Origin of the sequence: Pseudomonas frederiksbergensis (assembly GCF_003732275.1) — a bacterium.
GTDB lineage: Bacteria > Pseudomonadota > Gammaproteobacteria > Pseudomonadales > Pseudomonadaceae > Aquipseudomonas > Aquipseudomonas frederiksbergensis_H.
Window position 1 is genome coordinate 397,971 of the sequence record NZ_MOBM01000038.1, and the last position, 11,744, is coordinate 409,714.

Sequence of the window (11,744 nt, forward strand, 5' to 3'; positions counted from 1 at the left end):
AAGACGGTGGCACATCCAACCTCGAAGTGACTGTCAGACCGCTATCGCGAGCAGGCTCGCTCCCACAATGGGTCAGTGCCGATCACATCATTCGCGCACGACACCGAACACATGTGGGAGCGAGCCTGCTCGCGATGATGGCGGCACATCCAACATCACAGTGACTGTCAGATCGCTTTCGCGAGCAAGCCCGCTCCCACAGGGATTGTGACCAGTCGTTAGAGAGCATCGCGCGATGGCCTGCCATCAACCAGGCGCTGGATGCGCAGCGGATTACCATTTTTCAGTGCTTCCGGCAGCAGGCTGTCGGGGTAGTTCTGGAAGCACACCGGGCGCAGGAAACGGTCGATGGCCAGGGTGCCCACCGAGGTGCCGCGCGCATCGGAAGTCGCCGGATACGGCCCGCCATGAACCATCGAGTCGCAGACTTCCACGCCGGTCGGATAGCCGTTGAGCAGGATCCGTCCGACCTTCTGTTCCAGCAATGGAGTCAGTTCACTGAACTGTTCAAAGTCCGCCGGTTCACCGATGATCGTTGCCGTCAGCTGCCCATGCAGGCCGTTCAACGCGGCACTGAGTTGTGCCTGATCCGCCACTTCGACGAACACCGTGGTCGGGCCGAACACTTCCTCTTGCAGCACTTCATCGCCATCGAGCAACAGGCTCACATCGGCCTTGAACAGTTGCGGTTGCGCCTGATTGCCTTGTTGCGGGTTGCCGGCCAAATGCTCGATTTTCGGATGCGCGAGGAGCTTCTGAAGGCCTTTGCCATAGCTGCCCAACGTACCGGCATTGAGCATGGTTTGCGCCGGTTGATCGCCAATCAGCCCCGCCACCTGCTGCACGAACGCACTGAACTGCGGCGAACGAATGCCGATCACCAACCCCGGATTGGTACAGAACTGACCACACCCCTGCACCACCGAAGCCGTGAGATCACGGGCGACGCTTTCAGCCCGAGCTTCCAGCGCTTGAGGCAGCACGATCACCGGGTTGATGCTCGACATCTCGGCAAACACCGGAATCGGCTGCGCGCGTGCCGCGGCCATGTCGCACAGCGCACGGCCACCCTTCAGTGAGCCGGTAAAACCGACCGCCTGAATCGCCGGGTGCCTGACCAACGCTTCCCCCACCCCGCCGCCATAGATCATGTTGAACACACCGGCCGGCATGGCAGTTTTCTCGGCGGCACGGATCACGGCGTCGGCCACCCACTCGGCGGTTGCCATGTGGCCACTGTGGGCCTTGAACACCACCGGGCAACCGGCGGCCAAGGCGGATGCGGTGTCGCCGCCCGCCGTGGAAAACGCCAACGGAAAGTTACTCGCGCCAAACACCGCGACCGGCCCGAGGCCGATGCGGTACTGACGCAGATCCGGACGCGGCAATGGCGTACGTTCAGGCAGCGCGCGATCAATCCGCGCCCCATAGAAATCACCGCGCCGCAGTACCTTGGCGAACAGACGCATCTGGCCGCTGGTGCGACCACGCTCGCCTTGAATACGGCCGGCCGGCAATGCGGTTTCGCGGCAGACCACGGCGACAAAGTCATCGCCCAGCGCATCCAGCTCATCGGCAATCGCATCGAGAAATTGCGCACGTCGTTCGGCGCTCAGGCTGCGATAGGCCGGGTAAGCAGCGGCGGCGGCCTTCGCGGCGGCGTCGACTTCTTCAAGGGTGGCCTGATAGAAATCGTGAGGCAAAGCCTCGCCAGTGCTGGCGTCGACGCTTTGGAGTTTGACGGTGCCGGTAGCGCTACGCTGACCGCCAATGTAGTTGTGGCCAAGAATCCGGGTCATGGGTGTCTCCTTAAAGTGTGCCGACGGTGCCGGGTTCAAACGCCGCTTCAACGGGCTCAATGCCGTTGATCAGGGGCGCGCCGAACTCGGCCTGACTGATCTCGAACACATCACCCGGTTGGGTGCGGATGCCGTCAGCGAAAGACAGGGTCGCGGTGCCGAAGAAGTGAATATGCACGTCACCGGGGCGCAGGAACTGGCTGTATTTGAAATGGTGGTACTCGAGGTTTTCCAGGCTGTGGCACATGTTCGCTTCGCCACTGAGGAATTCGTTCTGCCACAGCACTTCACCATCGCGCAGGATCCGGCTGGTGCCGGCCAGATGCTGGGGCAACTGGCCGACCCGAAGCTCCGGGCCATAACTGCAACTGCGCAATTTCGAATGGGCCAGGTAGAGGTAATTCTTGCGCTCCATCACATGATCAGAGAACTCGTTGCCCACCGCGAAACCGAGGCGATACGGTTTGCCGTCGTGGCCGATTACATAGAGACCGCTGAGTTCAGGTTCCTCCCCGGCATCTTCGGCAAACGGCGGCAGCGGGAACGGTTGGCCCGGTCGCACAACGATGCTGCCGTCGCCCTTGTAGAACCACTCCGGTTGCACGCCAGCCCGGCCGGTCGCGGGTTTACCGCCCTCCACGCCCCACTTGAAGATGCGCATGGTGTCGGTCATGGCGGTTTCGTCGCCGACCTGCTGATGCATTTTGTCCCGGGCCGACGCGCTGCCCAGATGGGTCAGGCCGGTGCCGCTGACCAGCATGTGCGCGGGGTCCGGGTGATCCAGCGGCGGCAGGATTTGCAGATTGGTCAGCAGCGCTGAATAGTCGTGGCTGATGCCCAACCCCAGGGTTTGAACCTGTTGCTCAAGATTGACGCCCGCCTCGATCGCTGCCAGCGCCAGATCCCGCACCGAGCGCGCATCCTGCACTTCGCGCACCAGACCGTCCTCGACCACGCCGACGCGGCGTTCGCCGTTACTCAATTCGAACTGAACTAAACGCATGTCTTTCTCCTGTAAACAAACTCGAAAACGCCACAAAACCAATGTGGGAGCGAGCCTGCTCGCGATGAGGCCATTCGGTCCGACATCAATGTTGAATATCAGGCTGTCATCGCGAGCAGGCTCGCTCCCACAGTTGATTGGTGTTAAACCTCAGATTCAGATACGGGTAGCCCCACGCGCACTGGCCGCAAACTCATCGGCCGGTAGCACGTGCTTACGCTCCAGCAGCCGATAAACCACACCCGTCAGCACCAGGCCGAACACCATTACACAGGACAGGAAGTACAACCCCGACGCCAGATTGCCCGTGTATTCCTTCAGCGCGCCGATCACGAACGGGCCGATGTAGCCGCCGAGGTTGCCCACCGAGTTGATCAAGGCAATGCCCGCCGCCGCACTGGCGCCAGCGAAGAAGCGACCCGGCAAGGTCCAGAACACCGCGGTGCAGGAAAACAACGCGAACGCCACCAGGCACAGCGCCGCCAATTGCAGCACCGGCACCGTCAGCCAGGCGCTGAGAAACAGACCGATGGCGCCCAGCACATACAGCACCGCCAAATGACCGTAGCGATCATTCAAGCGATCTGAACTGCGCGGAATAATCAACAAACCGATGATCCCGAAGATGTACGGCACCGACGACACAAACCCGGTCATCAGGTCAGTGCCAGCGAACTGCTTGATCAACGTCGGCAACCACAAACCGAGACCGTAGATGCTCAACGTCACCGGCAGATAGAACAGCGCCAGCAGCAACACGCGTTTGTCCTTCAGCGCATGCAGCGGATTGCCGTGGCGGGTCTGGCCATACTCTTCCAGGTCCTTTTTCAGTTCGCCGGTCAGCCAGTCTTTCTCAGACTGGTCCATCCATTTCACCTGTTGCGGGCCGTCCGGCAGGTAACGCAGCACTGGCCAGGTCAGCAGGATCGCGGGTGTACCGATGACGATGAACAGCCACTGCCAACCGTGCAGCCCAAGAATGCCGTCCATGCCCAGCAAGCCGCCGGACACCGGACCGGTAATCATCATCGCGATGGGTTGGGAAAGGATGAACAACCCGAGGATTTTGCCGCGATGGCGGATCGGGAACCATTGGGTGATGTAGTACAGAACGCCCGGGAAGAACCCGGCTTCGGCCGCGCCGAGCAGAAAGCGCATCACATAGAAGCTGTTCGGTCCCTGGACGAACGCCATGCCGATGGTGATAGCGCCCCAGGTGATCATGATCCGCGCGAACCAGCGCCGGGCGCCGAAGCGGTCGAGCATCAGGTTGCTGGGGATTTCCAGCAGGAAGTAGCCAATGAAGAACAGCCCGGCACCCAAGCCATAAGCCGCGTCACCCAGGCCGATGTCGGCGCCCATGTGCAGCTTGGCGAAACCGACCGCGGAGCGATCCACATAGGCGATCAGGTACAGCAGGATCAGGAAGGGAATCAGTTTCAGCGTGATGCGACGAATAAGCCGCAGTTCCTGGCTCATGAGTTCGGTCTCCGATTGTTGTTGTTATAGAACCTCGGGGGACGCCTCTCGCAGAAAACCGCCAGGGCCACCCCTCCGTTGAAAACGACTATATAGTAATACTATTTAACCAACAACACTTCCAAACAGCCGAAATTGCGCTTATGTTACGCCGTAGCTCGAACAATATAGTCATACAATAAGAGAACGATCATGTCTGATAAGAAACCCACCCTGCGCTCCGCCCAATGGTTTGGCACCGCCGACAAGAACGGCTTCATGTACCGCAGCTGGATGAAGAATCAGGGCATCGCCGACCATCAGTTCCACGGCAAGCCGATCATCGGCATCTGCAACACCTGGTCGGAACTGACCCCGTGCAACGCGCATTTCCGGCAGATCGCCGAGCACGTCAAACGCGGGGTGATCGAAGCCGGCGGTTTTCCAGTGGAATTCCCGGTGTTCTCCAATGGCGAATCGAACCTGCGCCCCACCGCGATGCTCACCCGCAACCTGGCGAGCATGGACGTCGAGGAAGCGATTCGCGGTAACCCGATCGATGGCGTGGTGCTGCTCACCGGCTGCGACAAAACCACTCCGGCGCTGCTGATGGGCGCGGCCAGTTGCGACGTGCCGGCGATCGTCGTCACCGGCGGACCGATGCTCAATGGCAAGCACAAGGGCCAGGACATCGGCTCGGGCACGGTGGTCTGGCAGCTCAGCGAACAGGTCAAGGCGGGCACCATCACCATTGATGATTTCCTCGCGGCCGAGGGCGGCATGTCACGCTCGGCCGGTACCTGCAACACCATGGGCACGGCCTCGACCATGGCTTGCATGGCCGAAGCCCTCGGCACTTCCCTGCCCCACAACGCGGCGATTCCAGCGGTCGATGCACGCCGTTATGTGTTGGCGCACATGTCCGGCATGCGTGCGGTGGAGATGGTCCGCGAAGATTTGAAACTGTCGAAAATCCTCACCAAGGAAGCCTTCGAAAATGCCATCCGGGTGAACGCCGCCATCGGTGGTTCGACCAACGCGGTGATCCACCTGAAAGCCATCGCCGGGCGCATCGGTGTCGAGCTGGACCTGGATGACTGGACCCGCATCGGTCGCGGCATGCCGACCATTGTCGACCTGCAACCCTCCGGGCGCTTCCTGATGGAAGAGTTCTACTACGCCGGCGGCTTGCCCGCGGTGTTGCGTCGCCTCGGCGAAGCCAACCTGATTCCGAACCCGAATGCCCTCACCGTCAACGGCAAAACCATCGGCGAGAACACCAAGGACGCGCCAATCTACGGCCAGGACGAAGTGATCCGCACCCTCGACAACCCGATCCGCGCCGACGGCGGCATTTGTGTGTTGCGCGGCAACCTGGCGCCACTGGGTGCGGTGCTCAAACCTTCCGCCGCGAGTGCCGAATTGATGCAGCATCGCGGGCGCGCGGTGGTGTTCGAGAACTTCGACATGTACAAGGCGCGGATCAACGATCCGGAACTGGATGTAGATGCCAATTCGATTCTGGTGATGAAAAACTGCGGGCCGAAGGGTTATCCGGGCATGGCCGAAGTCGGCAACATGGGGTTGCCAGCCAAGCTGCTGGCCCAGGGCGTGACCGACATGGTGCGGATTTCCGACGCACGCATGAGCGGCACCGCTTACGGCACGGTGGTCTTGCATGTGGCACCGGAAGCGGCGGCTGGCGGGCCTTTGGCGACAGTGAAGGAAGGCGACTGGATCGAGCTTGATTGCGCCAACGGGCGTTTGCACCTGGACATTCCGGATGCAGAGCTGGCGGCGCGCATGGCGGATCTGCAGCCGCCACAGCAATTGATCGTGGGCGGTTATCGTCAGCTGTACATCGATCATGTGCTGCAGGCGGATCAGGGTTGCGACTTCGACTTCCTCGTCGGATGCCGAGGGGCCGAAGTGCCGCGTCATTCTCACTGACACCATCTATCCCCTGTGGGAGCGAGCCTGCTCGCGATGACGGACTGACAGCCAACTTAAATGTTGAATGCTCAACCGCTATCGCGAGCAGGCTCGCTCCCACAATGGTTCTGCGTCTGCATCAGAATCTTGCGCTAGCGACCTTCACTCGCCGCGCCTGCTATCATGCGCGGCACCCCATCGCACAGGATCGCGCCGTTCCCCATGGATTACCGCAAACCCTCCGACCGCAAAAGCATGCACTCGCGCATCGTCCAGGAACTGGGCATGCAGATCGTCTCGGGACGTTTCAAACCGGACGACAAACTGCCCGCCGAAGCCCTGCTGTGCGAGGAATACGCGGTCAGCCGGCCGGTGCTGCGCGAAGCCACTCGCGTATTGGTCGCCAAGGGCCTGGTGTATTCCCGTCCACGGGTCGGCACGGTGGTCAAGCAGCGCAAGGAATGGCACATGCTCGACCCGGACGTGCTGCACTGGTTGATGCAAAGCAGCCCGCAAAATGAATTCTTTGATCTGCTGACCAGCGTGCGCAGCATCATCGAACCGGCCGCCGCCGCGTTGGCCGCGCAGTTCGCCACGGATGAAGACATCGCCTCCATCGGTGAAGCCTACCAACGCATGGAAGCTGCACCGACCCCGGAAGCGTTGTTGCAACCGGACCTCGATTTCCACAGCCGCATCGCCGACGCGACTCATAACGACTTGCTGGCGAACCTGTGCAACATGCTGTCGGTGGCAATTGCCGAAGCCTTGAAGCATTCAAACCAACGACCGAATCTGCATGAATTGGCGATGCCACGGCACAAGGCGATCCTCACCGCTATCGAGAATCGCGATGCGTTGGGCGCACGGCATGCGACGCTGGTGCAGCTGGATGATGCGCGTAGTGCGCTGAATGTGGTGCTGGGAACCGATCCCTCATAACCACCACAAATCCAATGTGGGAGCGGGCTTGCTCGCGAAGACGGAGTATCAGTCGACATCAATGCTGAATGTACACGCATTCGCGAGCAAGCCCGCTCCCACAGGGGATCTGTGTCGAACTTGAGGTATAAAAAAGCCGCAACCTTGGTTGCGGCTTTGTTGTTTCAGCGACCGGTCAGTGAGCAAACAGCGAGTTGCCCTTCTGCCCTGCCAATTTCTCCGGTTTGATCAGGAACCGTGCCAGCGCTGGCAGCAGCCACAATGCGCCGAACATGTTCCAGAGCAGCATGAAGGTCAGCATCAGACCCATGTCGGCCTGGAACTTGATCGCCGAGAAGATCCAGGTGCATACGCCAATCGCCAGGCACAGACCGGTGAACAGCACGGCTTTACCGGTGGACTTCAGCGTCTGGTAGTACGCCTCTTGCAGCGGCAGGCCGGCACGCAGGAAGCTTTCCAGACGGCTGTAGATGTAGATCCCGTAGTCCACGCCAATCCCCACCCCGAGCGCCACCACCGGCAAGGTCGCCACTTTCACGCCGATGCCCATGAACGCCATCAACGCGTTGCCGAGTACCGAGGTCAGCACCAGCGGCAGCACGATGCACAAGGTCGCCGCCCAGGAACGGAAGGTGATCATGCACATGGTCGCGACGCAGATGTACACCAGGACCAGAATGGTCAGTTCGGAGCGTTTGATCACCTCGTTGGTGGCCGCTTCGATCCCGGCATTACCGGCGGCGAGGATGAATTCCAGGCCTTCCTTGTTGTTGTCTTTGGCGAAGTCCTGCACCGCATGCACCGCGCGGTCCAGCGTTTCGGCCTTGTGGTCGTTGAGGAACACCAGCACCGGCGCCAGGGAGCAATTGTTGTTGTACAGGCCATCGGCACGGGCGATGGAGTTGTTCAGTACGTCCGGGTTGCGCGACAGGGTTTCCCATTTCAGGTTGCCCTCGTTCATGCCCTTGATCATCTGCTTGGACACGGTCACCAGTGAGATCGCCGACTGCACGCCCTCGGTGTTTTGCATCTTCCACATCAGCTCGTCGATCGGCGCCATGGCTTCGTAGCGCGAGCAACCTTCGGACTTGGTCTTGACCATCACCACCAGCACGTCGGAACTGGTGGAGTAGTTATTGATGATGAAGCTGTTGTCCTTGTTGTAACGCGAGTCCGGACGCAGTTCCGGCGCGCCTTGGTCGAGGTCGCCGATTTTCAGGTTCTGGCTGTACCAGAGGCCACCACCGAAAGCGATCAGCGCCAGGGCAATGGAAATCGGGGCGACTTTGGGGCTGGCAAAGTTCGACAGCAGGCGCCAGAACGGATGCTCGCGATGCGCATCTTTCTTGCTGCGTTCGACGGCGCGTTTGCTGATACCGACGTAGGAAATCGCCACCGGCAGCAGGATCAGGTTGGTGAACACGATCACCGCCACGCCGATGGAGGCGCCAATGGCCAGTTCACGAATCACGCCAATGTCGATGATCAACAGCGTGATAAAGCCCACCGCATCCGCGAGGATCGCGATCATCCCCGGCAGAAACAGCTGACGGAATGTGCGGCGTGCCGCGGTCAGCGCGTTCTCCGCCTCGCTGGACTGCAAGGCGATACCGTTGATTTTCTGCACGCCGTGGGAAATCCCGATGGCGAAGATCAGAAACGGCACCAGCATCGAATACGGATCAAGCCCGAAGCCGAAGAAGTGCATCAGGCCCAGCTGCCAGACCACCGCCACCAGTGTGGTGCTCAACACCGCCACGGTGCTGCGCATGCAGTTAGTGAACCAGTACAGCAGGATCAGGGTAATGACGAAGGCGACGCCGAAGAACATCACCACCATGACCAGCCCATCGATCAGGTCGCCGACTTTCTTGGCGAACCCGACAATGTGGATCTTCACGTTGGGGTTCTGGGCTTCGAACTTGTTGCGGATCTTGTCTTCGAGTTCGTGAGAGAACTTGCGGTAGTCCAGCGCCAGCAACTTGCCCTGGTCCTGCGGGTCCGGGTAGGACTCCAGCAGCGGGATGTCGACAATGCTCGACTTGAAGTCGTTGGCCACCAGCCGCCCGACTTGCCCGGACTTGAGCACGTTATTGCGCAGCAGGTCGAGGCTCTGCTGAGAGCCGTTATAGCTCTGTGGAATTACTTCACCGCCGGCGAAGCCCTCCTCCGTCACCTCGGTCCAGCGCACGCTCGGGCTCCACAGCGACTTGAGGCCGGAACGGTCGACGCCGGAAATGTAGAACACCTCGTCGTTGATCTGACGCAGGGTCTCCATGTATTCCTTGGAGAAGATGTCGCCATCGGTGGCTTCCACGGAAATCCGCACCGTGTTGCCCAGGTTCGCCAGATCGTTGCGGTGCTCCATCATTTTTTCAATGAACGGATGCTCAAGCGGGATCATTTTTTCGAAACTGGTGGACGGCCGGATCAGCGTTGCCTGCCAGAACAGGAAAACACTGACCAGCAGGCAGATGACGATGACTGCCGGGCGGTTATTGAAAATCAGGCGTTCAAGAAACGTCGCCTTGTCCTGATGAGGAGTGCTTAAGGATGTCATAGACCCGCCTTCTTATTATTTGCCCGGCTCATTTGGACGACCCGTTTTTTCCATTCTCTGCGCCGGTAGGCGAAGTGACGCGAACGCCACCCTGTCCTGCCAGAATCAGATTGCCGTTGCCTGCCGCAGTCACCGCCGAAACAGAAATGCGATCCGGGCGGTTGAACACGCTGAAGGTTTCGCCGTCGTCGGTGCTGCGAATAATGCTGCCGCCGTTGCCGACGATCACGATGGAGCCGTCATCGAGCAATGTCGCGCCGGACAGACCGAACTCCAGTGCGCCACGTGCAGCCTTGAGTTCGACCTGCTCCCAGGTGCTGCCAAAATCCGTGGAACGGTAGAGATTGCCCCGCAACCCATAGGCCAGCAGCGTAGCCGGTTGCGCAGTGCCGATCACACCGAACAGCGAGCCTTCGTAGGGGCCCTCAAGCTTTTCCCAGGTTTGCCCCTCATCGGCGGAGCGGAACATGCTGCCCTGCTCGCCGACGATGAAAATGCCGGAATCCTTGACCGCGGCAATAGCGTTGAGGTGGTACTGGTCTTCGTTGTCCAGGCGATCGCTGACGTCTTCCCAGTTTTTTCCGCCGTCGGTGGTTTCCAGCAAGGCACCGTAAGCGCCCACGGCAAAGCCGCTGTTAACGTCCTTGAACCAGACGTCGAGCAGCGGCGATTCGCGTTTCAGGTCTTCGAATTGTTTGGTCCAGGTGGTGCCGCCGTCTTCGCTGGCGAGGATCTGTGCGTCATGGCCAACGGCCCAGCCGTGTTTGTCATCGACAAAAAACACTGCCGTCAGCAGTTGCCGGGTCGGCACCTTGGCCTGGGTCCAGGTCGCGCCCTGGTCATCGGAATACAGAATGTGCCCGCGATCGCCGACCGCCACCAGGCGCTTGCCGGCGTGTACGACATCGAGCATCAGGCCTTTGCTGGCCTTGGCGGATTCAACGGAATAAACCACATTGGTGGCCGACGCGGCAGCGGCCAGCGCAGGCGCCGACAGCACGGTACAGCCCAACAGCGAGAGCGCTGTAGCCAGCAACGCGAACCTGCGTAACGCCGGCGGGCGGCCAATACTCACACCCATGACAGGCTCACTCATAGACCTTCCCCCACATTATTATTGTTAGGTCGTTCAACCCTTCAGGGCGCCGTAAGGGATGCGCATCGGGATTGACCTGTTCAGGAGCATAGTCCTGAAACCCGCAATCCAGAGCCCCTTCGGAAGCTGGCTTATCCTATCGGGGTTTGGAAAGGTCTGACAATCGACGCCACGTTATGTTTTGTTAACCTGAGGGGTATGGGGTGGGGGTGAATGATTGGGTATCAGGTGGGGTGATTGGGGTTTGGGGTACATATCCGTTTCTGCGGTAGTGCCGGCTGACGGTTATTGCCCTTGTAGGAGCGAGGCTTGCCCGCGAAGGCGGCCTGATAGCCAATTGGGGTCTTTGATCGTGTACATATCCATTTCTGCGGTCACGGCCGCTGGCGGTTTCGCTTTTACAGCGAGTCACTTTCGAAAAGCGCGAAAGCAACCAAAGCGCTTCTGCCCCTTTCGTTCGGTGCCTCGCTAAGGCTCGGCATGCCCTCGCTCCGGTCCTGCTCCGTGGGCCCGCCGCCATCGGCCATCCATGGCCGTGCGCGGCTAACCCGGCATCCATGCCGGGTTGCCCACTGCGCAGAACCTCCACTCGGCCTCTCGAGGGGGCGGTGCGTCAACATCAAAAGCTGCAGGCGAGCTAACGCTCGGCCTGTTGAGTGGTGAAAAGCAGAGCGGATGTGCTCTGATTTTTGATGCGCTTTGATTTTTTGTGGGAGCGGGCTTGTCGGGTCGCCGCATCGCGGCGATGGCGGCCTGTCAGCCGACCAATCTTCCCCGGATGTACCCCGTCCAACTGTGGGAGCGAGCTTGCTCGCGAAGCTGTTGATGTTGCTGTTGCCGTTGCTGTTGCTGTTGCTGTTGCTGTGGCTTTTGATCTTGATCTGCCTGCCCCTTTCCCAGAGGCCGAACGCAGGTATTGCGCAGGGGGCACCGCGGCAAGGATGCCGCGGTAGC

The 11,744-nt window shown here is 60.3% G+C and carries 7 protein-coding genes; 2 read left to right on the top strand and 5 right to left on the bottom strand.

The genetic code is table 11. From position 1 onward, the window contains the following. Positions 1 to 218: 218 nt before the first annotated feature. The 3 genes from BK662_RS21085 to BK662_RS21100 form a co-directional block, all read right to left on the bottom strand. The gene (locus BK662_RS21085) at positions 219 to 1,799 is read right to left on the bottom strand and encodes an aldehyde dehydrogenase (NADP(+)) (RefSeq protein WP_123359676.1); all 1,581 of its coding nucleotides are present in this window, start codon (positions 1,797 to 1,799) and stop codon (positions 219 to 221) included. A 10-nt stretch (positions 1,800 to 1,809) separates the two neighbouring features. Then, positions 1,810 to 2,802 carry an AraD1 family protein gene (araD1, locus tag BK662_RS21090; RefSeq protein ID WP_123359677.1) on the bottom strand — a complete coding sequence of 331 codons (993 nt, stop codon included), beginning with the start codon at positions 2,800 to 2,802 and terminating at the stop codon, positions 1,810 to 1,812. Between the two features lie 156 nt (positions 2,803 to 2,958). Further along, on the bottom strand, positions 2,959 to 4,281 hold the full coding sequence (locus BK662_RS21100; protein WP_123359679.1) for an MFS transporter: 1,323 nt from the start codon (positions 4,279 to 4,281) through the stop codon (positions 2,959 to 2,961). A gap of 192 nt (positions 4,282 to 4,473) precedes the next feature. Between BK662_RS21100 and BK662_RS21105 the strand changes: the two genes are divergently transcribed. Together BK662_RS21105 and BK662_RS21110 are read left to right on the top strand one after the other, a co-directional pair. Beyond that, the gene (locus BK662_RS21105; protein ID WP_123359680.1) at positions 4,474 to 6,210 is read left to right on the top strand and encodes an IlvD/Edd family dehydratase; all 1,737 of its coding nucleotides are present in this window, start codon (positions 4,474 to 4,476) and stop codon (positions 6,208 to 6,210) included. A 204-nt stretch (positions 6,211 to 6,414) separates the two neighbouring features. Continuing rightward, the gene (locus BK662_RS21110) at positions 6,415 to 7,134 is read left to right on the top strand and encodes a FadR/GntR family transcriptional regulator (RefSeq protein WP_032835696.1); all 720 of its coding nucleotides are present in this window, start codon (positions 6,415 to 6,417) and stop codon (positions 7,132 to 7,134) included. 175 nt (positions 7,135 to 7,309) lie between these two features. On the opposite strand, the gene BK662_RS21115 is transcribed toward BK662_RS21110, so the two are convergent. Both BK662_RS21115 and BK662_RS21120 read right to left on the bottom strand, forming a co-directional pair. Beyond that, positions 7,310 to 9,694 (bottom strand): efflux RND transporter permease subunit, encoded by a 2,385-nt coding sequence (locus BK662_RS21115; protein ID WP_008011335.1) that lies wholly within the window; start codon positions 9,692 to 9,694, stop codon positions 7,310 to 7,312. A gap of 28 nt (positions 9,695 to 9,722) precedes the next feature. Then, positions 9,723 to 10,790 carry a WD40/YVTN/BNR-like repeat-containing protein gene (locus BK662_RS21120; RefSeq protein ID WP_123359681.1) on the bottom strand — a complete coding sequence of 356 codons (1,068 nt, stop codon included), beginning with the start codon at positions 10,788 to 10,790 and terminating at the stop codon, positions 9,723 to 9,725. Between the last annotated feature and the right edge of the window lie 954 nt (positions 10,791 to 11,744).

Excerpts from the sequence above, each read along its gene's own strand:
- BK662_RS21085 (WP_123359676.1), bottom strand. The coding sequence starts at position 1,799 with ATGACCCGGATTCTTGGCCACAACTACATTGGCGGTCAGCGTAGCGCT.
- araD1 (WP_123359677.1), bottom strand. The coding sequence starts at position 2,802 with ATGCGTTTAGTTCAGTTCGAATTGAGTAACGGCGAACGCCGCGTCGGC.
- BK662_RS21100 (WP_123359679.1), bottom strand. The coding sequence starts at position 4,281 with ATGAGCCAGGAACTGCGGCTTATTCGTCGCATCACGCTGAAACTGATT.
- BK662_RS21105 (WP_123359680.1), top strand. The coding sequence starts at position 4,474 with ATGTCTGATAAGAAACCCACCCTGCGCTCCGCCCAATGGTTTGGCACC.
- BK662_RS21110 (WP_032835696.1), top strand. The coding sequence starts at position 6,415 with ATGGATTACCGCAAACCCTCCGACCGCAAAAGCATGCACTCGCGCATC.
- BK662_RS21115 (WP_008011335.1), bottom strand. The coding sequence starts at position 9,694 with ATGACATCCTTAAGCACTCCTCATCAGGACAAGGCGACGTTTCTTGAA.
- BK662_RS21120 (WP_123359681.1), bottom strand. The coding sequence starts at position 10,790 with ATGAGTGAGCCTGTCATGGGTGTGAGTATTGGCCGCCCGCCGGCGTTA.